At 67.3% G+C, this 24,004-nt stretch carries 28 protein-coding genes; 13 read left to right on the plus strand and 15 right to left on the minus strand.

Annotation, left to right across the window (positions count from 1 at the left end):
- The first annotated feature begins 58 nt into the window (after positions 1-58).
- Complete coding sequence (locus tag ACJ4V0_RS19290; RefSeq protein WP_448301235.1) at positions 59-649, plus strand: hypothetical protein; 591 nt, start codon at positions 59-61, stop codon at positions 647-649.
- A gap of 3 nt (positions 650-652) precedes the next feature.
- Here ACJ4V0_RS19290 and ACJ4V0_RS19295 read toward each other — a convergent pair whose 3' ends face one another.
- The 3 genes from ACJ4V0_RS19295 to ACJ4V0_RS19305 form a co-directional block, all read right to left on the minus strand.
- On the minus strand, positions 653-871 hold the full coding sequence (locus ACJ4V0_RS19295; protein ID WP_448301236.1) for a hypothetical protein: 219 nt from the start codon (positions 869-871) through the stop codon (positions 653-655).
- Positions 872-974: 103 nt separating this feature from the next.
- Complete coding sequence (locus ACJ4V0_RS19300; protein ID WP_448301237.1) at positions 975-1,535, minus strand: hypothetical protein; 561 nt, start codon at positions 1,533-1,535, stop codon at positions 975-977.
- Positions 1,536-1,585: 50 nt separating this feature from the next.
- Positions 1,586-2,434, minus strand: a complete 849-nt coding sequence (locus ACJ4V0_RS19305) for an AAA family ATPase (protein ID WP_448301238.1) — start codon at positions 2,432-2,434, stop codon at positions 1,586-1,588.
- Between the two features lie 286 nt (positions 2,435-2,720).
- On the opposite strand from ACJ4V0_RS19305, the gene ACJ4V0_RS19310 reads away from it, so the two are divergent.
- From ACJ4V0_RS19310 to ACJ4V0_RS19320, 3 genes are read left to right on the plus strand one after another with little or no spacing between them, the layout of a single operon-like run.
- Complete coding sequence (locus tag ACJ4V0_RS19310; RefSeq protein WP_448301239.1) at positions 2,721-4,073, plus strand: flagellar hook protein FlgE; 1,353 nt, start codon at positions 2,721-2,723, stop codon at positions 4,071-4,073.
- A gap of 35 nt (positions 4,074-4,108) precedes the next feature.
- Positions 4,109-6,001: a flagellar hook-associated protein FlgK gene (flgK, locus tag ACJ4V0_RS19315; protein WP_448301240.1), complete on the plus strand. Its 1,893-nt coding sequence runs from the start codon at positions 4,109-4,111 to the stop codon at positions 5,999-6,001.
- A 7-nt stretch (positions 6,002-6,008) separates the two neighbouring features.
- Positions 6,009-7,595, plus strand: coding sequence for a hypothetical protein (locus ACJ4V0_RS19320; protein WP_448301241.1), 1,587 nt, complete (start codon positions 6,009-6,011; stop codon positions 7,593-7,595).
- An 85-nt stretch (positions 7,596-7,680) separates the two neighbouring features.
- Here ACJ4V0_RS19320 and flaF read toward each other — a convergent pair whose 3' ends face one another.
- The 3 genes from flaF to ACJ4V0_RS19335 all read right to left on the minus strand — a co-directional run bounded on the left by flaF (position 7,681) and on the right by ACJ4V0_RS19335 (position 9,752).
- Positions 7,681-7,989 carry a flagellar biosynthesis regulator FlaF gene (gene flaF / locus ACJ4V0_RS19325; RefSeq protein WP_448301242.1) on the minus strand — a complete coding sequence of 103 codons (309 nt, stop codon included), beginning with the start codon at positions 7,987-7,989 and terminating at the stop codon, positions 7,681-7,683.
- A gap of 28 nt (positions 7,990-8,017) precedes the next feature.
- Positions 8,018-8,431: a flagellar biosynthesis repressor FlbT gene (gene flbT / locus ACJ4V0_RS19330; RefSeq protein WP_448301243.1), complete on the minus strand. Its 414-nt coding sequence runs from the start codon at positions 8,429-8,431 to the stop codon at positions 8,018-8,020.
- A gap of 100 nt (positions 8,432-8,531) precedes the next feature.
- Positions 8,532-9,752 (minus strand): flagellin N-terminal helical domain-containing protein, encoded by a 1,221-nt coding sequence (locus tag ACJ4V0_RS19335; protein ID WP_448301244.1) that lies wholly within the window; start codon positions 9,750-9,752, stop codon positions 8,532-8,534.
- 342 nt (positions 9,753-10,094) lie between these two features.
- On the opposite strand from ACJ4V0_RS19335, the gene fumC reads away from it, so the two are divergent.
- Entirely contained in the window at positions 10,095-11,486 is a 1,392-nt protein-coding gene (gene fumC, locus ACJ4V0_RS19340; RefSeq protein WP_448301245.1) for a class II fumarate hydratase, read from the plus strand.
- Positions 11,487-11,576: 90 nt separating this feature from the next.
- Positions 11,577-12,440 (plus strand): DMT family transporter, encoded by an 864-nt coding sequence (locus tag ACJ4V0_RS19345; protein WP_448301246.1) that lies wholly within the window; start codon positions 11,577-11,579, stop codon positions 12,438-12,440.
- Positions 12,441-12,492: 52 nt separating this feature from the next.
- Here the strand turns inward: ACJ4V0_RS19345 and ACJ4V0_RS19350 are convergent, their stop codons facing one another.
- From ACJ4V0_RS19350 to ACJ4V0_RS19365, 4 genes are all read right to left on the minus strand, one after another.
- Entirely contained in the window at positions 12,493-12,930 is a 438-nt protein-coding gene (locus tag ACJ4V0_RS19350; protein WP_448301247.1) for a flagellar protein FlaG, read from the minus strand.
- 153 nt (positions 12,931-13,083) lie between these two features.
- Entirely contained in the window at positions 13,084-13,560 is a 477-nt protein-coding gene (locus ACJ4V0_RS19355) for a hypothetical protein (protein WP_448301248.1), read from the minus strand.
- A 7-nt stretch (positions 13,561-13,567) separates the two neighbouring features.
- Entirely contained in the window at positions 13,568-13,897 is a 330-nt protein-coding gene (locus ACJ4V0_RS19360; RefSeq protein ID WP_448301249.1) for a rod-binding protein, read from the minus strand.
- Positions 13,897-14,997 (minus strand): flagellar basal body P-ring protein FlgI, encoded by a 1,101-nt coding sequence (locus ACJ4V0_RS19365; RefSeq protein WP_448301250.1) that lies wholly within the window; start codon positions 14,995-14,997, stop codon positions 13,897-13,899. Before ACJ4V0_RS19365 ends, ACJ4V0_RS19360 begins: the two co-directional genes overlap by 1 nt.
- Before the next feature lie 238 nt (positions 14,998-15,235).
- On the opposite strand from ACJ4V0_RS19365, the gene ACJ4V0_RS19370 reads away from it, so the two are divergent.
- The 3 genes from ACJ4V0_RS19370 to ACJ4V0_RS19380 all read left to right on the plus strand — a co-directional run bounded on the left by ACJ4V0_RS19370 (position 15,236) and on the right by ACJ4V0_RS19380 (position 16,660).
- Positions 15,236-15,679, plus strand: coding sequence for a flagellar assembly protein FliX (locus tag ACJ4V0_RS19370; RefSeq protein ID WP_448301251.1), 444 nt, complete (start codon positions 15,236-15,238; stop codon positions 15,677-15,679).
- Positions 15,680-15,870: 191 nt separating this feature from the next.
- Positions 15,871-16,287 carry an RNA polymerase-binding protein DksA gene (dksA, locus tag ACJ4V0_RS19375; protein WP_448301252.1) on the plus strand — a complete coding sequence of 139 codons (417 nt, stop codon included), beginning with the start codon at positions 15,871-15,873 and terminating at the stop codon, positions 16,285-16,287.
- Positions 16,288-16,489: 202 nt separating this feature from the next.
- The gene (locus ACJ4V0_RS19380; RefSeq protein ID WP_448301253.1) at positions 16,490-16,660 is read left to right on the plus strand and encodes a hypothetical protein; all 171 of its coding nucleotides are present in this window, start codon (positions 16,490-16,492) and stop codon (positions 16,658-16,660) included.
- Between the two features lie 13 nt (positions 16,661-16,673).
- Here ACJ4V0_RS19380 and ACJ4V0_RS19385 read toward each other — a convergent pair whose 3' ends face one another.
- From ACJ4V0_RS19385 to flgF, 5 genes are all read right to left on the minus strand, one after another.
- Positions 16,674-17,144 (minus strand): hypothetical protein, encoded by a 471-nt coding sequence (locus ACJ4V0_RS19385; RefSeq protein ID WP_448301254.1) that lies wholly within the window; start codon positions 17,142-17,144, stop codon positions 16,674-16,676.
- A gap of 233 nt (positions 17,145-17,377) precedes the next feature.
- The gene (gene flgH, locus ACJ4V0_RS19390) at positions 17,378-18,112 is read right to left on the minus strand and encodes a flagellar basal body L-ring protein FlgH (protein WP_448301255.1); all 735 of its coding nucleotides are present in this window, start codon (positions 18,110-18,112) and stop codon (positions 17,378-17,380) included.
- A 53-nt stretch (positions 18,113-18,165) separates the two neighbouring features.
- Positions 18,166-19,167 carry a flagellar basal body P-ring formation chaperone FlgA gene (gene flgA, locus ACJ4V0_RS19395; RefSeq protein ID WP_448301256.1) on the minus strand — a complete coding sequence of 334 codons (1,002 nt, stop codon included), beginning with the start codon at positions 19,165-19,167 and terminating at the stop codon, positions 18,166-18,168.
- Positions 19,168-19,175: 8 nt separating this feature from the next.
- Positions 19,176-19,964, minus strand: a complete 789-nt coding sequence (flgG, locus tag ACJ4V0_RS19400; protein ID WP_448301257.1) for a flagellar basal-body rod protein FlgG — start codon at positions 19,962-19,964, stop codon at positions 19,176-19,178.
- A 12-nt stretch (positions 19,965-19,976) separates the two neighbouring features.
- Positions 19,977-20,726, minus strand: coding sequence for a flagellar basal-body rod protein FlgF (flgF, locus tag ACJ4V0_RS19405; RefSeq protein WP_448301258.1), 750 nt, complete (start codon positions 20,724-20,726; stop codon positions 19,977-19,979).
- A 318-nt stretch (positions 20,727-21,044) separates the two neighbouring features.
- Here flgF and fliL point away from each other — a divergent pair, with 318 nt between their 5' ends.
- The 4 genes from fliL to ACJ4V0_RS19425 are packed head-to-tail and all read left to right on the plus strand — an operon-like array spanning position 21,045 to position 23,970.
- Positions 21,045-21,557 carry a flagellar basal body-associated protein FliL gene (gene fliL / locus ACJ4V0_RS19410; protein ID WP_448301259.1) on the plus strand — a complete coding sequence of 171 codons (513 nt, stop codon included), beginning with the start codon at positions 21,045-21,047 and terminating at the stop codon, positions 21,555-21,557.
- Positions 21,558-21,567: 10 nt separating this feature from the next.
- Positions 21,568-22,725 (plus strand): flagellar motor switch protein FliM, encoded by a 1,158-nt coding sequence (gene fliM / locus ACJ4V0_RS19415; RefSeq protein WP_448301260.1) that lies wholly within the window; start codon positions 21,568-21,570, stop codon positions 22,723-22,725.
- Positions 22,725-23,210, plus strand: coding sequence for a DUF6468 domain-containing protein (locus ACJ4V0_RS19420; RefSeq protein WP_448301261.1), 486 nt, complete (start codon positions 22,725-22,727; stop codon positions 23,208-23,210). The genes fliM and ACJ4V0_RS19420 overlap by 1 nt, the downstream gene beginning before the upstream one ends.
- Before the next feature lie 10 nt (positions 23,211-23,220).
- Positions 23,221-23,970, plus strand: a complete 750-nt coding sequence (locus ACJ4V0_RS19425; RefSeq protein ID WP_448301262.1) for a MotE family protein — start codon at positions 23,221-23,223, stop codon at positions 23,968-23,970.
- Positions 23,971-24,004: the final 34 nt, after the last annotated feature.

Raw genomic sequence — 24,004 nt, forward strand, 5'->3', positions numbered from 1 at the left:
CGATATGGAATTTCTGTAAAACAATAAAAATATATCGTCAATAGGAATGATGCTCGTGATGTCGCAACCTCGCTCCCTTCGCCTCGGCCTGATCGCGGCGACGCTCCTTCTCGGGGGCTGCCTCTCGACCCCTATCCGCAGCATTCCCCGGCTGTTGCGGCTGGATTTCGCCACCCTGAAGATGGACGAGGTGCGGGCGGGCCTGCGCCTGCCCGACATGCTGCGCGTCAGACCGGGCGACGCCACCATGACGGTCAGGACCCGCGGGCCGCAGGGCGCGACCGAGGATGTCTTCGTTCTCGCCGAGGACGCCGATGCCGGGGAACGTTCCCGGCTGACTGCCGAGGCGCGGCCTGGATTTGCCCTGAGCCTCTGGCGCATCGCGCCGGACGACCTGCCGCGCGTCGCCGCGATCCAGGAGCGGGTGCGCGCGTCAGAGGGGCAGGCGGGGCGGATCCGGGGCGGGATCGAGATCAAGGTCTCGGGCGGCTGCCGCACGGCGCGCATTCCCGCAGGACCCGTGCTCATGTCGAGCTTCCTCAGGCCGTCGCGCGGCGAAACCTATATCACCCTGGTCGACGGTCTCGACCTGCGCCAGTACATCTCCGTGGCAGACTGGCAGGCCAAGATTCCCGCCTGCGGCGCGTGACAGTCAGTCGCCACCACCATCGCCACCACCTCCACCGCTATCCCCGCCACCGCTGTCTCCACCGTTGTCGCTGCTGTCGCTCTCCGCGCTGGCGGTGCTGTCCCCGGAGCCCGCTGCATCCGTGTCGGTCTCACCATCGCCGCCGAAGGTGCCGCGCAGGGCGAGGGTGAGCAGGGCGCCGACGCCGCCCGCGGCGAGGATCATGGCGAGGGTCGAACTCATGGCGGGGCTCGCTCCGTCTGATGGCTGGGACCTTGGGTGCCATCAGACAACCGCACCGGCGTTTCCCGTCCGTGCCGCCGGAGCTTGCGATGCGTGTCGCCGGCTATTCCGGCTCCCAGGCTCCGGTCGACGCGCGGCACATACGCTGTTCGTCGAGCGGCACGGGGGGAGGCGCGCCGACCAGCAGGCCGGAGGGGTCGCCAAAGACGGTCAGCGTCGCCGACACGACGCGGCAGGGCCGGCTGCGAACGGCCTCGACGGGATAGACGGACAGGACGATCTCGCGGCGGGTGCCGGCCCGGCTCTGCCAGTTGGTCTCCATGCCGCGGGCGCTCGCGCCCGTGGCGAGGATCAGCGTGCGGACCTCGCCGACATCCTCATCGGTGAGGGCGAGGATCGGCGCGCAGTCCTCGGGGCCGTCGGTGCGGCTGACCGCCGTGACGGTGCCGAAGACGAAGACGCCGCCCGCGCCTGCCATGCCGGCGCGCGTGCCGCCTGCCTGGGTTTGCCGGCAGCGGAATACCTGCCGCTCGATCGCCCAGGCTGTTGCCCCCGGCTGCGGGCCGGGAGGGCTGGCGTCGAGCCCCGCCGAGCAGCCACCGAGCACCCATGCGGCCGCAAGGACCGTGGCAGGGCGCAGAGGCTGGCGGCGGGCAGGGGTCATGGGCTCAATCTGGACGTCGCTCGTGGCGACTCGATGGCCCCGACAATGCCTCAGCCGCGCTTGGCGAGGAAGGCCAGCCGCTCGAACAGATGCACATCCTGCTCGTTCTTCAGGAGGGCCCCGTGCAGCGGCGGGATCGCCTTGCGCGGGTCCTTCTCGCGGAGCGTCTCGGCCGAGATGTCCTCGACCATGAGCAGCTTCAGCCAGTCCAGAAGCTCGGAGGTGGAGGGCTTCTTCTTCAGGCCGGGGACGTCACGCACCTCGTAGAAGATGCGCAGGGCCTCCGCGACCAGCTTCTGCTTGATGCCGGGGAAATGGACGTCGACGATCGCCTGCATCGTCTCCGCGTCGGGAAACCTGATGTAGTGGAAGAAGCAGCGGCGCAGGAATGCGTCGGGAAGCTCCTTCTCGTTGTTCGAGGTGATGACGACGATCGGCCGCTGCACGGCCTTCACGGTCTCGCCGGTCTCGTAAACGAAGAACTCCATGCGATCGAGTTCCTGCAGCAGGTCGTTCGGGAACTCGATGTCGGCCTTGTCGATCTCGTCGATCAGCAGGACCGGACGCTGCGGCGCGGTGAAGCCCTCCCAGAGCTTGCCGCGCTTGATGTAGTTGGCGATGTCCTTGACCCGCTCGTCGCCGAGCTGGCTGTCGCGCAGGCGCGACACGGCGTCATATTCGTAGAGGCCTTGCTGCGCCTTGGTGGTGGATTTCACGTGCCATTCGATCAGCGGCGCGCCGATCGCCTTGGCGATCTCGATGGCCAGCACCGTCTTGCCGGTGCCGGGCTCGCCCTTCACCAGAAGGGGGCGCTCGAGCGTGATGGCGGCGTTGACCGCCACTTTCAGATCGTCGGTCGCGACATAGCCGCTCGTCCCCTCGAAACGCCCGGACGCCATGTGATGTGCCTCGTGTCTTGAATGCTTCGCGGAGAGGAACCTCCGTCGTTCGCCGGGCAGGGTAGGGGGCGGGGCGGGCGCCCGCAACACCCGGCAGAATCTGCCGATCGGCACAGTCGAAACTGCCGGGGTGGCCGTCGGAAAGGATTCGTTTACCACCTAAGCAATTGAAAAGACGCGATCTCCCGCGGGTCCTGCCTTGGCATGGCGGCTGCACAGACTGTTACGGAGTGCGACGGCGTTCCGTTGTGGACTTGGCCGGACGTCATCGGCGAGGGGGAGTAGCATGGGTATCTTCGGTGCAATGACCACGGCGGTCAGCGGGCTGTCCGCGCAGGCCTATGCCCTGGAAAACATTTCCGGAAACATTGCCAACTCGCAGACGACCGCGTTCAAGCGGATCGAGACCAGCTTCGTCGACCTCATCCCCGATTCAGGGCCGAAGCGCGAACTGTCCGGCTCCGTCACCGGCTACTCGCGGGCGACGAACACCATCCAGGGCCAGATCTCGGCGACCTCGATCACCACGAACCTCGCCATCAACGGCGACGGCTACTTCGTGGTGCAGCAGCCCTCCGGCTTCGTCGACGGCAATCCGGTGTTCTCGACCTCCAACGCCTACACCCGGCGCGGCGACTTCACGGTCGACGCCAACGGCTACATGGTCAATGGCGCCGGCTACTTCCTGCGCGGACTGCCGCTCGACCGCACCACAGGCAATCCGCTCGGCTCCTCGCCGACGCCGATCCAGATCACCAACGACGTCATCCCGGCGCGCGCCACCGACACGATGAAGTACCGCGCCAGCCTTCCGACCACGCCGGCCACCGCCAATGCCACCAGCGTCGCCGGCAGCGAACTCATGCAGGCCTCGCTGATCGGTCAGGCGACCATCGGATCGTCCGACGCCGGGAATTTCGTCGCGACCTCCATCGCTGGCGGATCGCAGACCGTCTATGACGCGCTGGGCAACGAGGTGAACGTCCAGATCCGCTGGGCCAAGACGGCGAACGCCTCGTCTGGCCCGCCGGCCGTTTCCGACACCTGGAGCGCCTACTACCAGTCGGCTTCCACCTCGGGTGCCGAGACCTGGACCCGCATCGGCGGCGACTTCACCTTCTCGTCGACGGGCCAGCTGACCGCGCCGACTTCCAACCCGACGATCACCAACCTGACCGTCAACGGCACCAATGTCGGCAACGTCACGCTCGACATCGGCACCAACGGCCTGTCGCAATATGCCCGATCCGACGGCACGGTGCAGGTCACGGACATCGGCCAGAACGGCTACGCCGTCGGCGAGCTGATGAACGTCACGATCACCGACGCAGGCCGCGTGCGCGGCAACTATTCCAACGGCCAGTCGGTCGATCTCTTCTCCATCCCGCTCGCCAGCTTCAACGGCGACAACATGTTGAAGCGGCTCGACGGCGGCGCCTTCGCCGAGACCTCGGGCTCCGGCCCGCCGATCCTCGGCGCCTCGGGCCGCATCGTGTCGCAGAGCCTCGAGAGCTCGAACGTCGACATCTCGGAAGAGTTCACGAAGCTGATCATTACCCAGCAGGCCTACGCCGCCAACACGCGCATCGTCACGACGTCCAATTCGATGCTGCAGGAAACCATCAACATGATCCGCTGAGGCGGGTCATGACGCGTGTCAAGGAGTGACCGGCGATGTCTCTGACCAGCGCCCTGAGCAATTCACTTTCGGGACTGAGGTTCACGTCGACGGCGACGGCGCTCACCAGCGCCAACATCTCCAATGCGGCCAACCCGACCTATACCCGCAAGATCATCGACCCGGTCGAACTGCTCGCCGGCGATCAGATCTCGGGTATCGCGGTCGGGTCGATCCGCCGCGAGTACGATGCCTTCGTCCAGCGTCAGCTCGTCGCCGAGACGTCCCACGGCGCCTATGCCTCGACGCGGTCGCAGTTCCTGTCGCGCCTCGACCAGATGCTCGGCGCTCCCGGATCCGCCCGCGCCCTCGACACGGTGCTGAACAGCTTCTCGTCGTCCTTCCAGACACTGCTGACTTCGCCCGAAAGCGACACGGCCCGGTCGGGCGTGATCAATTCGGCGACAGTGGTGGCCCAGACCCTGCGCAGCCTTTCGGCCTCGGTCCAGTCCATGCGCCTCGACGCGGAGACCGGTCTGGCGGACGCCACTACCCGCCTCAACGCGCTGCTCGGCGACCTCGGCAAGGTCAACAAGCGCCTGTCGGTCGCCTTCACCGACGAGTCGCGCGTGGGTCTGCTCGACCAGCGCGACGCCCTGGTGAAGGAGATCGCCGAATATGTCGACGTGCGCCCCGTCTACCAGAGCAATGGCGGCGTGCAGCTCTATGGTGGCGGCGGCTTCGTGCTTCTCTCGGACAGCAAGCCGGAACTCTCGTTCGACGCGCGCGACATCATCGGGCCGACCAACAGCTATGACGAGGACGCGACCAAGCGCACGGTCGGCACGATCACGGCGCAGACGCCCTCCGGCAAGGTCGACCTGATCGCTGCCGGCGTCTTCACCTCGGGCAAGATCGCCGCCCTCATCGAACTCAGGGACAAGGCCCTGCCTGCGGCGCAGGACCAGCTCGACCAGATCGCCGCGAGCCTCGCGCAGGCTCTCGGCACCGGATCGACGACGACCGCCGCGAGCGTCGCCGGCCCCGGTCCGACAACCGGATACGACATGGCCCTCGGTGCGGGCCTGGTCGACGGCGATTCGGTGACGGTGGAGCTGACCACCAATGGCGTGACGCAGAAGATCACCTTCAAGCGCGTCGACGACACGTCAGTTCCGATGTCGGACGCGATGACGGCCGACCCGAACGACATCGTGTTCCGCCTGACCGGCTCGTCCGCGGCCGGCCATGCGACACAGATGCAGGCAGCCATCGACGCCTGGGCGGCGGGCGTCGGCGGCGCGGCAGGCGCTTTTGGCGTCTCCGTCAGCGGCTCGGACCTCCGCGTGCTCGCCGATCCGACGGCTACCGGCGGCGCCAGCGTCAACCGTGCCGCGGCCTATGTCACGGCCCAGACCCTGGCCAATGGCGGCAGCGCGCTGCCCTTCTTCATCGACACGGCCGCCGTGGGCGGCCTGTTCTCCGACCGCCAGACCGGGTCCGGCGCCCAGGTCACAGGCCTTGCCGCCCGGATCGACGTGAACGGCGCCCTCAAGGCCGATCCCAGCGCCCTGGTGAAGATCACCTCCACAACGCTGGAGTCGGACGAGACGCGCCCATCCTTCCTCGTCGCCGCGCTGCAGAACACCGGCCGTTATTTCACACCCGCCGGCGGCCTCGGAACGACGACCAATCCTTTCCAGGGCTCGGTGCTCTCTTACGCCCGCTCCGTCATCGTCACCCAGACCAACGACGCCGCCACGGCCCAGCAGATCGCCCAGGGGCAGGAGGCCGTCGTGACTCAGTTGCAGGCCCGCTTCGACAGCGTCGCCGCGGTGAACATCGACGAGGAAATGACCCTTCTGATCCAGCTCCAGACCGCCTATGGCGCCAATGCGCGCGTGATGAGCGCGGTCCGCGAGATGCTCGACATGCTCAGGCAGATGTGAGGACGCCATGGCCATCCGGACCTCCGGCATCATCAGCGGGCTGAGCGCCAGCGACTTCGTCAGCATGAAGGCCAAGTTGGCCGACCTCCAGCGCCAGCTCGGTTCCGGCCTGAAGTCGGAGACCTATGGCGGGCTCGGCCCCGATCGCGGCTTCTCGCTCGCCTTCCGCGCCTCGGTGAGCCAGATGGATTCCTGGCAGCAGAGCATTTCCCTGGTGATGACGCGCATCTCGATCGTCGACACCTCCCTGACCGGCATCGCCAAGACGGTGGCCTCGACCAAGACCTCGATGCAGCCGAACGAGTTCACCCTGTCGTCGGGCCGCACCATCGGGCAGGTCGCGGCCGGCGACGGGCTCAACGCCGTCGTCTCCATGCTCAACGCCAGCGACGGCACGCGCTATGTCTTTGGTGGCCGCAAGTCGGCGACGCCGCCGGTGCTCGACGCTTCGATCTTCCTCAACGGCGACAATAGGAAGGACGGCTTCAAGACCGCGCTGCTGCAGCGCATGCAGGCCGACCTCGGCGTCGCCTCGGCAACCCCCGAGGCCGATCCCGCCGCCACCGGACGCCTCGCTCTCTCCGCCACGGGCACCCAGCCGGTGACGCTCGCCGAGGACGGCACGCACCCCTTCGGGCTGAAGATCGGCGTCGCATCGGGGGCTGTGGACGGCATCGCCGTGACCTCGACCGCCGGGCCGCCGGCCTCGCTGTCGATCGCTGCCGGCGCGGGCAATGCCTCGCCGGGGCAGTCGCTCACGCTCTCGTTCACCCTGCCTGACGGCAGCGTCGAGACGATGACGTTGACGGCGACCGAGGCCGACGCCGATGTCGTGGCTGCGCACGAGTTCCGGGTCGGCGCAACCTCGGCCGAGACGCTCGACAACCTGCGTGCGACGCTGGGCGACCAGTTGGGCAAGTTCGTCGGCAGCAAGCTCGCCGCCGCCTCGGCGGTGAAGGCCGGCGAGGACTTCTTCAAGGGCGAGACCAATCCGGCGGCGCTGGCCGGGCCGCCGGCGATCGAGACCGGCGTCGCCAAGCGCCTCGTGCCCGGCGTGTCAGGGACCATGGCCGATGCGGTGGCCTACGATACTCCGCAGAATGCCGAGGCGAAGACCATCCGCTGGTACCAGGGCGATCGGGTTTCGGCCAATCCCCGGGCCACGGCCTCCGCCGAGATCGACAGCGCGCAGTCCATCCACTACGGCGTGCGCGCCGACGAGGAGGCGCTGCGCACGGCGGTGCAGTACATGGCGGTGGCGAGTTCGCTGCGTTTCAACGCATCGGACCCGAACGGGCTCGCCCGCTACCAGGCGCTCACCCCGCGGGTGGTGACCGGCCTGAGCATGGAGAACGGCGGCCAGACGGTGCAGTCGATCCAGATCGAGATCGCCGCCGCCAACACCGCCGCCGATGCCGCCAAGACCCGCCATGGCGACCGCCGGGCGATGCTCGGGGCGCTCCTCACCGACATCGAGGGCGCCGACGACAACGAGGTCGCGGTGCATATCATGGCGCTGAAGACCAATCTGCAGGCGAGCTACCAGACGAGCTCGATGCTCTCGCAACTGACCATCATCAACTACATGCGGTAACGAAAAAGCCCCCGGAGCGTTCGCGCCGGAGGCTTTCATCGCGAATCGTGGATGCGGCGCGACGGCCTTTCGGCCGGCGCCGTTGTCAGCCGCGTCCGGCGAGGCCGGCGGCGATGTTGGAATTGATGGAGACGAGGATTCCCAGCTTCTCGGGGGCCGGCTCGATCTCGATGTCGATGGTGCGCTGGAAGATGAACAGGCCGAGATTGGCGATGTTGTTCTTGATCGGCAGCGGCAGCGGGTTTTCCGGATTCGTCGCCGAGGTGGACAGGATGGTCCACAGCTTGCGGTTATAGGCGAGAGCCGGACCGAGTTCGGCCGCCCTCGCGGCATCCCAGTTGTCCTTGACCGATTGCAGCCTGGCCGCCGCCTTGAGAAGCAGGCTCGCCTCCATGGCGCGGGGGTTGGCCGTCGCGGTGACCTTAGCTGTCGACGCGTACGCCGCTGCTCCGTGATGCATGACCCAGCAGAGTCCCTTCGTACTCGATCAGGCCCTTGGTGGCCTTCAGTGCTTTGTAGAGCGAACCGGTTAATATGTGATTGTTGATGCCGTCGATGTAGGGGAGTGTCGAAGGCGCCGCCTTCACCACGTCGTTCACCAGATCGAAGTACATCTTGTGGTGGCGCGCCGGATCGCGCGACAGATACATCAGCTGCACGAGCAGATAGATCTTCTTGCAGGGCGTGTCGGCGGCCTCCACCGTCATCACGTCCTTTTCGCGCAAGATGGGGGCCTCGCCCTCGATGGTGAGCCGCGTGCGCTGGTCGTCGTTGACGATCACGCTGTCGCCGAGAATGAATTTCTCGCCCGGCTTGAGTTCCACCTTCAGGGCCATTCGCCGCCTCCGCACGATTCGTCAGCGTGTGGATGCTACCACAAGGGACGTTGCCATGGGTCGTCCCGGCCCGCCGCGAGCGCGGCGGGGTGAGCCGGCGTCAGCCGAACAGGCGCAACACGCTCTGGTCGGCCTGGTTGGCGAGGGACAGGGCCTGCGTCGACAGCTGCTGGCGGGTCTGCAACGCCAGCATGTTGGCGCCCTCCTCGTTCATGTCCGCCAGCACCAGATTGTCGGCGCCGGTCTTCAGCGTGTTCGCCATTTCCTGCGTGAACTTCTGGCGGATCTGCACCAGGGCGAGGTTGGAGCCGAAGGCGCTCGACTGCGACCTCAGCTTCGCCATCGCCTGCGACAGCTCGGCGAGCGCGTCATTGACGTCGCTGTCGGTCTGGAAGCGGTTCTTCTGGTCGTTGATCGCGAGGTCCTCGGCGACCGAGAAGCGCACGCCGGTGATCGTCAGAGACGACGTCTGGCGCTCGTTGAACATGGCCTGCAGCGTATCGGCGTTGAGAAGGTTCACGCCGTTGAAGCCGGAGTCCTTGGCAAGCTGGTCGATCTGGCGGCGCAGTTCGGAGAACTGGGCGGCGATGTTGGAACGGGTGACGTTGATCTCGCCGGCGATCTTCGTGCGATCGGGCACGTCGAAGCCCATGTTGGTGAGCGCGACGCCGGCGTTGGACGACGAGATGGTCAGCGGCTGGGTGCCGATGGCCTGGATGACCAGGCGGCCGTCGGGCGAGAGCAGGGCGCGGGCATCCGCGCCGGCGGTCGAGCCGATGGTCACGCCGGTGCCGGTCGCCGAGGACGCTTCGGTATTGTCGTTGATGGCGTTGACGAGGTCGCCGACCGTCATGCCGCCGGCGACGGTCAGCGTCGTCGTGCGGTTGACACCGGTCGAGATGGTGATGGTCTCGGTGGCGGCGAAGCCGAGATCCGTGAGGGGGGTCTGCATCGTCATTCCGGCCTGGATGCCGTTGACCATGGGCAGGACACCTCCGAGGCGGGCGGTGGTCGCCGCCGAGCCCTGTGCCTGGCGGGCGAGGGCCTGGGCGTTCTCCACCACGCGGACGATGGAGCGGATGCCGTTGTCTGCCGCTTCCAGCGTCTTGATGGCGGTGCCGATGCCGTCGAGCAGGTTGGTGATGTCGGTGGCGCGCGAATTGAGCATCGCCGCCGAGAAGAAGTTGCCCGGATTGTCGAGGGCGGTGTTGACCTTCTTGCCGGTGGAGAGCCGGTACTGCGTGCGGTCGCGCAGGTCGGCAGTGCTCATCAGCGAGAGAAGATTGCCGCGAATGCCTTTCGAAAGGACGATGTCGCTCATGGATGGTCCTCGGCCGGGCCCGACGATTCTCACGGGCCTTTATCAGGAGGCCACTCTGTCCCGTTAACCCTAATCAAAGGTTAATTTTCGTCTCGACGTGAAAATCATGCGTCTTTTTAAGAGCTTGAGCCGGGGGAGTGTGGCCGCGCCGACACGGCAACAGTTAACCGGCAGGAATTGCCGGGTGGGCAGAAACGCCGCGACGTCGCGGCGTGGCGGGTGGGGCGGGAGATTGCGCCCGCCTTCTGCCGGGTCTATCTCGGCAGCCGATCGAGACCGCGCGGACGGACCGCGACGTCGATGACCCGCCGGACCCGGCGGGCGTTTCCGGAGACGATCCCCATGGTCAAGACCCGTACCGAAACCGATACGTTCGGCCCCATCGAGGTCGCCTCCAACCGCTACTGGGGCGCGCAGGCCGAGCGGTCCCTCGGCAATTTCAGGATCGGCTGGGAGAAGCAACCGGCCCCGATCGTCAGGGCTCTCGGCATCGTCAAGCGGGCGGCGGCCGAAACCAACATGGCGCTCGGCCGGCTCGATCCGACGGTCGGCGAGACCATCGTGAAGGCGGCGCAGGAGGTCATCGAGGGCAAGCTCGATGCGCATTTCCCGCTGGTCGTCTGGCAGACGGGGTCCGGCACCCAGTCGAACATGAACGCCAACGAGGTGATCTCCAACCGCGCCATCGAGATGCTGGGCGGCGAGATGGGGTCGAAGAAGCCCGTCCACCCCAACGACCATGTCAACATGAGCCAGTCGTCGAACGACACCTTTCCGACGGCGATGCATGTCGCCTGCGCCGAGGAGATCGTCCACCGGCTTCTGCCGGCCCTCCAGCAATTGCGCAATGCGCTGAACGACAAGGCCAAGGCCTGGGCGGACATCGTCAAGATCGGCCGCACCCATACGCAGGACGCAACGCCTCTGACCCTCGGCCAGGAGTTTTCCGGTTACACGCAGCAGGTCGAGAACGGCATCGCCCGCATCGAACAGACGCTTCCCGCCCTGATGCAGGTCGCGCAAGGGGGGACGGCGGTCGGCACCGGCCTCAATGCGCCGGTCGGCTTCGCCGAGATGGTGGCGGACCGCATCGCCGCCATCACCGGCCTGAATTTCACCACCGCCCCGAACAAGTTCGAGGCTCTGGCCGCCCATGACGCCATGGTCTTCTCGCATGGCGCGATCAACACGGTGGCGGCCTCGCTGTTCAAGATCGCCAACGACATCCGCTTCCTCGGCTCGGGGCCGAGGTCCGGCCTCGGCGAACTGAGCCTGCCTGAGAACGAGCCGGGCTCGTCGATCATGCCGGGTAAGGTCAACCCGACCCAGTGCGAGGCGCTGACGCAGGTCTGCGTGCAGATCTTCGGCAATCAGGCGGCCATCACCTTCGCCGGCAGCCAGGGGCATTTCGAACTCAACGTGTTCAACCCCGTCATGGCCTACAATTTCCTGCAGTCGGTGCGGCTGATGGCCGATGCGGCGGTGTCGTTCACCGAGAATTGCGTCGTCGGCATCGTGCCGCGCGAGGACAATATCCGTGCCGGCGTCGAGCGTTCGCTGATGCTGGTCACGGCGCTCGCCCCGAAGATCGGCTACGACGCCGCCGCGAAGATCGCCAAGGCGGCGCACAAGAACGGCACGACCCTGAAGGAAGAGGCGCTGAAGACCGGCCTTGTCAGCGAGGCCGACTACGATCTCCTCGTCGACCCGCGCAAGATGATCTCACCCGGCTGAGGCGGTCTTCTCGGGGCCGGCCGCGGGAGGCATGTCTGCCGCGCGGCTGTGCCGGTTGCGCTGATGTCCCGGCTTTCGCTAGGCGGGACGATGCTTCTTCGTGACTTCATCCTCCTGATGGTCGTCTGCCTGGTCTGGGCGACCAATTTCATCGTCACGAAACTCGTGCTCGTCCATCTGGACGTGCCCCCGCTGCTGTTCTCCTCGCTGCGCTTTGCCCTGCTGCTGCTAATCGCCCTGCCGTGGCTCCTGCCCTGGCCGCGCCCACGCTGGCGGATCGCCCTCGTGGGGCTGATGATGGGGGCGGGGGGCTTCGGACTCGTGTCCATCGGACTGATGACCGCGACACCCTCGAGCGCGGCCGTCGTCACCCAGCTCGGGGTTCCGATCACCGCGCTGCTGTCGGTCGCCATGCTGGGCGAGCGCATCGGCTGGCGGCGCGGCATCGGCATCGCGCTGGCCTTCTCCGGCGCGATCGTCGTGATGTACGACCCGAGCGGATTTGCCCTGTCCGTCGGCCTGATCTTCGTGCTGGCGAGCGCCTTCGCCTCGGCCTTCGGCGTGGTGCTGATGAAGAAGATGGAGAATGTCGAACCGCTGCAGTTCCAGGCCTGGGTGGGGCTCGCCTCCGTCATTCCGCTGGCGCTGGGTTCGCTGGCCCTGGAGACGGATCAGTTCGCGCGGGCCTCATCGGCCGGCTGGCCGTTCTTCCTCGCGGTCTTCTACACCGCCCTGTTCGTATCGCTGCTCGGCCACAGCATCTTCTTCCGCCTCGTGCAGAAATACGAGGCCAACCTGATCTCGACGCTGACGCTGATGTGTCCGCTGATGGCCATCGGCCTCGGCATCCTGCTCACCGGTGATCGCGTGGACACGCGGATGATCGTCGGGACGGCGGTGGTGCTCAGCGGCGTCGCCCTGATCCTGCTGGCGCCGAAGGCGCGCAGGTCCTGAACGCGAAAAGCCGCCTTCGCGGCGGCGGCGGTCAGGTGTCCGGCCGGAGACGTCAGGCGACCCGCTCGACCCGGTGCGCGTCGGCGTTCTCGTCCTGCTCACGGCGCGCCATCTCGCGCGCATAGGCCTTCAGCTTCAGCACCATCTCGTCGGGGAACTGGCGCACGACCTCGCCGGTCGTCTTGTCGACCGTGCGATAGACCAGCGTGCCGGCGGCATCATCCTTCTCGATGCGCCGCTGCAGGGATTCGCGCACCGTATCGGCGATCCGCTCCATCCGCGCCCGCCGGTCGGCGAGGATACGCTCGTCGCGTGCCGCCTGGTCTCCCGTGCGGCGATCGTCGGCGGCGGTGGCGCCGGGCGCCGAGGCAGGTTGCGTCACCCGCTGGACGCGGGGCAATTCCGTCCGCACCGCTTCGCGGTACTGGACGGTTTCCGGCCGCCCGGTAGAAATCGTTCCGACGGCCGGTCGTGAGGACATGATGTCCATGACCGGAACTCCCTGTGGGGGAAGGACCTCGTGATCCCTCTTCTCCCGAGTGCCGGATATTGGACGCGAAATCCTAAACTGACGTTAGGACTTATGGTAAATCCCGACGTGCCTGGATCGCGCGAATTGTAGGCGATTACTGGCCGTTGCTGTTCACAGGGAACGGATGACGGCGACAGGGGCCGCGGCACGCGGTGGCGGTGCGCTCGCGCGGCCGTTGGCGCCATAGGCGGTCGGCGCGCGCTTGGCCTGAACCGTCGACGCGACCTGGCGGATGATCCCCTCCGCGACGGCATGGGCGGTGGCGAGAACGGCGAGATTGATCTCGAGCGCCTTGCCCAGCGCGGCGCTCTCGGCCTCGAGGCTCGCGAGCGCCCGGGGGGCTGCGGCCCGCAGCGCCGGCGCATGCGCCTTCAGGCGCGCGAGTTCCGCGGTGTAGCGAACCGACAGCGCAGTCTTGCGCGCCTCCAGCGGTTGCGCTGCCCTGATCTTCGCCGCGCGGACGAGCGCGCTCTCTTCCGCCAGCACATCGATCAGTTCGGCCATGGTCAGGCGCAGGCCCTCGACAAAGGCGGCGGCCTCGTTTGAGGAGGCGAAGGGCTGCGGAACGGGGCGGGCGGGTTGCTGCATGGGAGCCTCAGGAGCGCGGCGGGACACGGCGGGGCGCGGCTTCCTGCGCGCCGATGAGTTCGCGGTAGATGTGGTTGGCGAGGCCGACGCCGCCCTGGGCGGTGACGGACTTGGAGTATTCATCGACCAGCATGCCGCGCCAGGCTTCGCTGTGCTTGCCGCCGAGGGGCGAGTCGGTGCCGATGCCGGTGAACATCTGGCCGAACATGGTGTTGAGGAACACCTGCTCGAAGTTCTGCGCCTGCGACCAGGCCTTCTGCTCGCGCGACCCGGCCGTGCGGGCAGCGGCGGGCGTATAGGCGTTCATGACGGTGCGTTCAGGGGTCTGGCTGCGCATCAGAGCACCTCGATCTCGGCCTGGAGGGCGCCCGCGGCCTTGATGGCCTGCAGGATGGCGATCATGTCGCGCGGTCCGATGCCCAGTGCGTTGAGGCCATCGACCAGTTCCTGCAGCGACACGCCCTCGCGCACCAGGGCGAGGCGCTTGCCTTCCTCGGTCGCCTGGATCTGCGTGCGCGGAACGATCGCCGTCTCGCCCTGCGCGAGCGGGTTGGGTTGCACGACTTGCGGGCGCTCGGAGATGGTGACGGTCAGGTTGCCCTGCGCCACCGCCACGGTGGAGACGCGCACGTCCTTGCCCATGACGATGATGCCCGAGGCCTCGTCGATGACCACCTTGGCCACCTGGTCGGGCTGCACGCGCAACTGCTCGATCTCGGTGAGTAGGGCGACGATGTTGCCCTCGAAGCGCTGCGGCACCTTCAGGTGGATGGTTGCCGGGTCGGTCGGCTCGGCGGTCGGCGCGCCGATGAAGTCGTTGATGGCGGCGGCGATGCGGCGCGCCGTCGTCAGGTCCGGGTTGCGCAGCGCAAGCTTCAGCGAGGCCATGCGGTTGATGGAGAAGGCGACCTCGCGCTCGACGATGGCGCCGTTGGAGACGCGGCCGACGGTCGGCACGCCGCGGGTGATGGTGGCGGCGGCGCCCTGGGCCTGGAAGCCGGCGATGGCGACGGCGCCCTGGCCGACCGCATAGACCTCGCCGTCGGCGCCGACCAGCGGGGTGACGAGCAGTTCGCCGCCCTGCAGCGAGCGCGCATCGCCCATCGCCGAGACCTTGATGTCGATGCGGGTGCCCTGGGTCGAGAAGGGCGGCAAATTGGCGGTCACCATGACGGCGGCGACATTGGCCGTGCGCAGGTTCATGCCGCGGGTGTTGACCCCGAGGCGCTCCATCATCGACTGGATCGACTGGCGGGTGAAGGGCGAGTTGTTCAGCGTGTCGCCGGTGCCGTTGAGGCCGACGACGAGACCATAGCCGATGAGTTGGTTCTCGCGGATGCCCTCGACGTCGACGAGGTCCTTGATGCGCGAAGTGCTGGCCTGGGCCGGAGCGGCCAGGGCGACGATGCTCAGAAGGATGGCGAGGTGGCGGAACATGAGGATCCCCTAAGGTCCCCCACGTCCTCGCACGTAGCATGCCATGTCGCTGACGGGCCTATGTAGCTGATATGAAATAGGAAAAACGAGCATGGCGAAAACTGCGCGGGAGCATCCTTCCTGCCGCCCGGCAAGACTTGCCGGGCATTAACCGTGCCTTAACCATGAGCGGGCTCTTCTTAACCCGCCAGCAAGACCTGTTGCGCGTCGATGAAGGGCCTGTCCCGGAGAAGGACCCATGCGGATCACCACGCCGCCTCCCGTCGGTGCCGTCTCGACCGGCCAGCCGGTCCAGAAGGTCGACCGGCCGCGCGCCGCCTTCGCGCTTCCGGGCGGGCGCAGCGAGACGCCGCAGTCCGCGCAGGCGCGCCCGGCCATGGCGGCGGCGGGTCTCGAGACGCTGCTCGCCGTGCAGGGCATGCAACCCGAGGACCGCCGCGAGAAGCGCCGGCGGGCCATGCAGCGTGGCCGTCAGTCGCTCGATCTGCTCGACGACCTCAAGCTGTCTCTGCTTGCCGGCGAGCCGATGCCGTCCGTTCTCCTGAAACTGCGCAGCCTGACCTCGGCCGGGCTCGACGACACCGGCGACTCCGGCCTCGACGGGGTTCTCGCGGAGATCGACCTGCGGGCGCAGGTCGAGATCGCCAAGCGTGAAGCCGCCGCAGCCGCCGCGTCGTCGTGAAACCACCCGCCAAGTCGCTGAAATCCAGACAAAACCCGCCTTCTGGCACGGTTCCTGCCTCCATGCTCGTTCACCGACCATCCACATGACGGCCGCATGACCCGGTTTGATGTTGTCTGCATGGGGGACGGGTGCTATGAGCGCGCCGAAACGCGGGTCTCGTCATCCGTGAATCATGAGGGGTTCGTTGCATGACGTTGGAGTTGGAAGCGGACTACCGCCCGAGCGACTCGGAGCCGTTCATGAGCGAGCGGCAGCGCGAATATTTCCGCAAGAAGCTTCTGGCCTGGAAGGACGATATCCTTCGCGAGGCCAGGGAGACCCTGCAGAACCTGCAGGACGAAAACCAGAATCATCCGGACATCGCCGATCGCGCCTCGTCCGAGACCGACCGGGCCATCGAGTTGAGGGCCCGTGACCGCCAGCGCAAGCTGATCGCCAAGATCGATGCGGCCATCGCCCGCATCGAGGATGGCAGCTACGGCTATTGCGAGGAGACCGGCGACCCGATCTCTCTGAAGCGGCTGGAAGCCCGTCCCATCGCCACCCTGTCGCTGGAGGCGCAGGAGCGTCACGAGCGGCGCGAACGGGTCTATCGCGACGAATAGCGTAGAGCTGCGCCTGATCAGGACAACGCGGCCGCCCGAGGAGCGGCCGTTTCGTTATCGGAGCGGCTTGTGAAATGGCGTCTGCGGTCGGCTCATCTCTAGCGGTCATGGCCGCTCCGGCTCATTTGTGGCCGCCGCAAGTGTGCTGCGCATCGGGGATCGGTCAATGAAATCGAACGGGCTGAAACCCGCTCGAGCGGGCTTGTTCCTGATCGTGGTCGCCATCGTTGTTTTCGGCGCTCTGGCCTATCTCGCGCCGCAGTCGACCGATCCGGCCGAGGTGCTCCGCCTTGCCGGTCAGTTGTGCGGCACGCTGGCTGGGGTCGGCATCGTCCTTGTTGTTGTGGACCGCCTGCGCCGCCGCAACGGCTGAGTGCGAGGTCGAATCAACGCCCCCGCCTGCCCCTTCCGCCCGCAAGGACGAGTGCGGCGAGCACGACCGCAAGGACAGCGCCTGCGGAAGCCGGCGCGTAGGGAATCCAGGCAGGAGCGGCGGCCGGGTTGCTCCACCGGTCGGTGTAAGTCAGGTCGATGCCTGCCATGGTACCGCCATAGCCGGCAAGGAAGCCGGTCAGACCGGCGAGAATGGCCAGCAAGATGGCCGGACCAGCCACTCCTTGCCCGCCTCCCGGCCCCGTTCCGGTTTCGGCGCGCCGCAAGCTCCATGCTGCGAAGTAAAGTCCCGTGGCCAATCCGATGCCGGGCGCCAGGATGAACAGTGTGAACAGCGCCGTCGCGGTTCCCGGCTGCACCGACAGGATGCTCCACAGCATGAAAGCTGCCGTCAGCATGGCTATGGTGGCGATGACCGTCACGGCCACGAGGACCGCGATGAAACGAAGTGCCCGCATGAACACCGACTCTGCCCGCTCTGCCCGGGTGCTGCGAAGAGCCGAGTACGGCTACGGGATTCCGGATTGCGCAAGCGGTTTCTGTTCGCAGGCCCACCGGACATCGGCCGAATTGGCCAAGGCACGCTTGCGACCAGCCCGAAACGCCGGCGCCGCCCGCGTCGGGAGAACGCGGGCGGCGCCGGACTTGCCGTGTGCGCCTGGGGAGCGGGGACGGCTGGGAGCTCGTGAAGGGGCCCTCAGAAGGGCAGGAGGACGTCCAGCACCTGCTGGCCGTAGCGGGGCTGCTGCTGGTCGGTGATCTGGCCGCGGCCGCCGTAGCCGATGCGCGCCTGGGCGATCTTGTTGGAATCGATGGTGTTGTCGCTCTCGATGTCCTCGGGCCTGACGACGCCGGCGACGATCAGTTCGCGCACCTCGAAGTTGACGCGCATCTCCTGCTTGCCTTCCAGCACCAGATTGCCGTTCGGCAGGACCTGCATGACGACCGCCGCGACATTGGTGGTGAGCGTCTCGGACCTGGTGACGGTGCCCTTGCCCTCGTTGGAGTTGGTGCCGGTGGTCGAGACGAGGCTTGCGGGATCCGCGCCGGCCCGGGCGATGAAGCGCTCGGCGCCGAACAGGTTCGGCGTGCCCATGCTCTGCGAGCCGGTGCGCGACTGGTTGGTGGTGTTCTGGATGTTGGCCTGGTCCTGGAACTTGACCTTGACGGTGAGAATGTCGCCGACGCGCTGGGCGCGCTGGTCGCGGAAGAAGGCGCGCGAGCCGTTGCGCCACAGTGAATTGGGGTTGTGCGAGATCGGCTGCGGTTCCGGCATCGGCATGGAGACCGGCCGGTAGCCGGGCCGGGTCTGCGGGTTTTCCACCGCCGAGAGGGCGGGGGCGCGTCCGACGTTGCGCAGCCGGTCGGGGGCGCCGCAGGCCGCCGTGGCCAGGCCGGCGATGACGATGAGGAGCGGGCGGGCGATGCGCATGACGGTTCCTGACGCGGAACGAGAAGCGGGAAGGGGGCGGGTCTTGCGGGCCATTACGGGACCCTCGATGCGGCGACGACGGCCGGCGGCGTGGTGGACCGCGCCATCACGGCGACGCGGTTCAGGCCGGTGACGACGGCCTGAAGCTTCTTGCGCGACTGCAGGTTCTCCACCTGGATGACGTCGCCCTCGGCGCCGGCCTCCAGCGCCTTGCCGCGCATGGTGAGCGACAGGCCCGGCAGTTCGACGAGGATGAGGACGTTGCCGTTGCGCTCCACGAGTTCGGGCTTCATCAGGTCGATGGTGCGGAACAGGCGCTCCGGCGACAGCGGCCTGCGCGCGGCGAGGCCCACTGCCTGGGCGAGGGAGATGACGGTATCGCCGGTCATCATCGGCAGGGCGTTCCGCGGCTTGCGGTCGACCACGAGGTCGGAGGCGCGGACGACCTCGCCGCGACCGATGGTGCGGGCCGGCACGACGAATTCGACCAGTTCATTGGCCGTTCCGGAGAGGCGGAAGCCGCCGCTGCGCTCGGAGCGGGAGGAGCCGCGAATGCCGAGCACGGCGTCGAACCGGCCGGTGCGGGGATCGTGTTCGATGCGCACGATGTCGAGCGAGCCGGTGGCGTCCGTCTCGACGGTGATCGGCCGGGTGCCCCGGTCGAAGCTGACCTGGACGCGGCTGGTGTCGGACAGGCCGAAGCTGCCGGCGAGCGCGGCGGCGATGCGCTCCTCCAGGTCGGCGAGGGGCACGACACGGGCATCGCGCGTGACGGTGACCTCGCGGTTGCGGTCGACCGAGTCCGGTTCGAGGCCGGCGCGGCGCGCCACCTCGATGATCTGCCAGGCCGGCACCTGTCCGGTATGGCCGGGATCGGGCGAACGGAAGACCGGGACCTCCGCATGGCGTCCGGCGTTCTGGAACAGGTCGCCGAGGCGTACGACGGCACCCGGCACGACCACCTCGAGGCGCAGCACGGGCCGCGCGGTCTCGGCCGTGGCGGGCAGGGCGGAGGCGAGGCAGATGCAGACGGCGAGGCGGCGGGCGAGCGACATCACGATCCTCACCGCATCAACTGCGAGGTGGACTGCAGCATCTGGTCGGCCGCCGAGATGATGCGGGCGTTCATCTCGTAGGCGCGCTGCGCGGCGATGAGATCGGAGATTTCGGAGACGGCCGTGACGTTCGACTGCTCCAGGTTCTTCTGCAGCAGCGAACCCATGCCCTCGTTGCCGGGCGTGGTGGTGATGGCCTGACCCGAGGCGGCGGTCTCCGCGAACAGGTTGTCGCCCATCGACTCCAGGCCCGCCTTGTTGACGAAGCGGGAGAGCTGAATCTGGCCGATGGTCTGCGCCGCCGTCTGGCCCGGCATCGTCGCCTGCACGACGCCGGCCGCGCTGATGGTCACCGCGGTGGCGTTGTTCGGCACGTTGATGCCGGGTTCGATCTGGTAGCCGTCGACGGTGACGATCTGGCCGTCGGCATTGCGCTCGAAGGAGCCGTCGCGGGTATAGGCGGTGCGGCCGTCGGGAAGGCTGATGCGGAAGAAGCCCTCGCCGCGGATGGCGACGTCGTAGTCCTTGTCGGTGGCCAGCACATTGCCCTGCGTCATGATGCGGGAGGTGCCGGCCGGCTTGACGCCGGAGCCGATCGAGATGCCCACCGGCAAGAGGTTGCCCTGCTGCGAGTTCTGGGTGCCGGCCCGGCGCTGGTGGTCGTAGAGCATGTCCTGGAATTCGGCGCGCTGGCGCTTGAATCCCGTGGTCCGCATGTTGGCGATGTTGTTGGAGATCACCTCGACGGTGAGTTCCTGGGCCTTCATGCCGCTGGCGGCGGTGTGGAGCGCGCGCATGGTTCAACCTCCTCAGGTGGTGGGGTTGCCGAGGGAGCGGATCGCGTCCCGGCGCATCTGGTCGTGGCGTTCCATGCTCGAGGCGAGCGACTGGTAGGCGCGGGTCACCTCGATCATCCGCGACAGGGCGAGGACCGGGGTGACATTGGAACTCTCCAGCGCGCCCTGGCGCACGTCGGCATTGGGAACGGCCACCGCCTGGGTGCCGTCGCGCAGGCGGAACAGATTGTCGCCGGCCTTCTCGAGGGCGCGCGGCACGCTGCCGTCGACCACCCGGAGCCGGCCGCGGGCGCCGCCCGAGGAGGCGACCGAGCCGTCGCGGCCGATGGTAATGCCGACGTCGTTGGCCTCGAAGGCGATCGGGCCGCCCTCGCCGAGGACGATGTGACCCTGCTTGGTGACGAGCTGGTTCTGGGCGTTGAGCTCGAAGGAGCCGTTGCGCGTGTAGCGCTCGCCTTCGGGCGTCTGGACGACGATGTAGCCGCGTCCGTTGATGGCGACGTCGAGCGAATTGCCGGTCTGGGTGATGCCGCCCTGGCCGAGATTGGTCGTGGTCGCCCGGTCCCAGACGAAGGACATGCGCCGGTCGGCCCCGCGCTGGAACGTATCGTCCCGCGCGACAGGCATCAGGTATTCCTGGAACACCACATCGTCCTGCTTGAACCCCGTGGTGTTCAAGTTGGCGAGGTTGTTCGCAATGACGTCGAGCTCACGCTGCAGGGCGACCTGCCGCGAAAGACCGACGAGACCAATGTTCTCCATCGGACCAGTCCCCGATTGTCCGACTCGATCACCGTCTCTCCCAAGACGATCGTCGAACCGGTGCTCCCCAGCTGGACCCCGTGTCCGTTCTCCCAAACGGTCGCCGCGGTCCGCCAAGTCCTTCGCAGCCTTCGTGCCAAGTCGGTGATTTATGTAAAATCAACCACTTACGCTAAGATTGCATTCACCTGACGCTAGGCACGAACAGGCAGGGGGACGCTTTCGTCCCGGCAAATCTTGCCGGCTCTTAACGAAAATAAACGAGCCGTTAACCATTCTGGCGCCAACGTCCCATTCAGAGAATCCGGGGCTTGAGTGATGGCGAAGAAACCGAAAAAGCCAGAGGCCGATGGCGATGAGGACGGGGAGGGCGAGGGCGCTCCCGAGGCCGGCGGCGGCAAGATGAAGCTGTTCATGATGGTCGGCGCCGCCGTGGCGGTGCTCGGCCTCGGCGGCGGCGGCTGGTTCTTCTTCATGAAGAAGAAGCCGGATTCGGCGTCCGCCCCCCCGGTGGAGGTCGCCAGGCCGGTCGCCTTCGTCGACCTGCCGGACATGACGGTCAACCTGTCGGTCGGGCAGGACCGTCCGCAGTATCTGCGGGTCAAGGTCGCCCTCGAGGTTACCGACTCCAAGGTCGCCGACCAGATCAAGCCGATCATGCCGCGCGTGATCGACGCCTTCCAGCTCTACCTGCGCGAGATGCGCCCCTCGGACATCGAGGGCTCGGCCGGCATCTTCCGGCTCAGAGACGAACTGACACGGCGGGTGAATACCGCCGTCCATCCGGCGCGGGTCAACGCCGTGCTGTTCCGCGAAATCGTCGTGCAGTGACGGGCTGACCATGGCAGGCGATATCGACCAGGACGCCCTTGCCGCCGAATGGGGCATGGCCCTTGAGGAACAGGGCGCCTCAGGCGGGGATGGCGATCAGTCGTGGGAGACCGTCGGCGAAGACGGTATGGCCCATGTCAATGCCGGGTCCAAGGGCGGCGCCGAGCGCATTCTCAACCAGGAGGAGATCGACAATCTCCTCGGCTTCTCGATCGAGGATCTGGCGCTCTCCGACAATGGCGGCATCCGCGCCATCATCGACTCGGCGATGGTCGCCTACGAGCGTCTGCCGATGCTCGACATCGTGTTCGACCGCCTCGTGCGGCTGCTCACGACGTCCCTGCGCAACTTCACCTCGGACAATGTCGAGGTCTCGCTCGACCGCATCCACGCCGTCCGTTTCGCTGATTACCTGAATTCCATTCCGCTGCCGGCCATCCTCTCCATCTTCAAGGCGGAGGAATGGGACAATTTCGGCATCGCGACCGTCGATTCGAGCCTCATCTACTCGATCATCGACGTGTTGCTCGGCGGCCGGCGCGGCGTCACCGCCATCCGCGTCGAGGGGCGGCCCTACACGACTATCGAGATGGGCCTCGTCAAGCGGATGATCGAACTCATCCTCGCCGACGCCGAGGCCGCGTTCCGGCCGATCTCGCCGGTCAACTTCAAGATCGACCGGCTGGAGACCAATCCGCGCTTCGCCGCCATCTCGCGCCCGAACAACGCCGCCATCCTGGTGCGCTTCCGCATCGACATGGAGGAGCGCGGCGGCTCCATCGAGATGCTGCTGCCCTATGCGACGCTGGAGCCGATCCGCGATCGCCTGATGCAGACCTTCGTCGGCGAGAAGCTCGGCCGCGACACGGTCTGGGAGGGGCACCTGTCGACCGAGATCTTCCAGGCGCGCACGCATGTGGAAGCCGTGCTCTACGAGAGCGAGTTTCCGCTGCGCAAGCTGATGAACCTCAAGGTCGGCGATACGCTGGTGCTCGACATGAAGCCTGACGCCCTCGTCAAGGTGCGCTGCGGTGCCGAGACGCTGACCGAGGGGCGCATGGGCCGGGTCGGCGACCGGGTCGCCATCCGCATCCAGAAGCCGCTGCGCCGCGGCCGCACGACGATGTCGCAATTCGAACAGATCTCTTCGGGCGGACAGGAGGCGTGATGTCCAGCTTCACCGTATCCCTGCTGGTGGAACTTCTCGTGGCGGGTCTGCTGGCTGTCACCATTGCCTATTGCGTCACCCTGAACCGGCGGCTGATCCGGCTGCGCTCCGACGAGCAGTCGCTGAAGGCGACCATCGCCGAACTGATCACCGCGACCGAGATCGCCGAGCGGGCGATCCAGGGGCTCAAGGTCACCGTGCGCGAATGCGACGGCACGCTGGGCGAAAGGCTGCGCACTGCCGAACGCTTCCTCGTCGACATCGAGCGTGAGGTGAAGTCCGGACAGACCGTCGTCGAGCGCATCAGCCGCATCACCGAGGCGGCCCGCGACGCGGGCCGGCCGCGCGTGCCGCCGATCCCGGCGGTCGAACCCATCGTGCCCGTGACCATTCGCGACTCCTCGGAAGGCCTGCCGTCAGGGGCAGCCTCCACGCTGGCTGCCGCCAAGGCCTTCGCCGCCCGCATCCAGACACGCGCCGCCTGAGGAGCCTTCGATGCGGGACCTGCGCCTTCTGCCCATCGTCACGCTGGCCGCCGGCGGCCTCCTGTTCCTGAAGGCGGTCGGAATTCTCAGCGGCGACGTCACGGGTCCCCGCCAGGTGCGGGCCCAGGACAGCAGCATTCCCGGCCTCGAATCCCCGGCGGACGCCAATCTCGTGACCGGCGCTACTCCCGCGGCTGCGCCCGCAGCGGCGGCGACGCCGGCCGCGGCGCCGGCAGGCGCGCGGCCCGGCCAGCCGACGCCGATGCCGGCACAGACCCAGGCCCCCGCCGTATCAGCCTCCGAGCGCGCCATTCTCGAGCGCCTGCAGGAGCGCCGGCAGGAACTCGACACGCGCCATCGCGAATTGGACATGCGCGAGAACCTGCTGCGGGCGACCGAGCGTCGGCTGGAGCAGCGCGCCAATGAACTGCGCGAGCTCGAGACCCGGATCGCCGGGCTTGAGCAGCGCCGTGACGAGGCCGAGCAGGCGCGCTTCCGCGGTGTCGTCAGCATGTACGAGTCCATGCGCCCGAAGGATGCGGCGCGCATCTTCGACAGCCTCGACATGAGCGTGCTCATCGAGGTGGCGCGCGCCATGCGCCCGCCGAAGCTCGCCGATGTCATCGCCCAGATGCAGGCCGAGCAGGCCAAGCGCCTGACCACAGAGCTGGCCCGCCGGCCGAACCAGACGGCCTCCGTCGACCCGCGGGGCGTCTCGCCGGACACGCTGCCGAAGATCGAGGGCCGTCCGAGCCGCTGAGGCCCGAGGCGAAACGCGCTGTTAATCACGAATG

The sequence above is a fragment of the Phreatobacter aquiterrae genome (assembly GCF_053471285.1).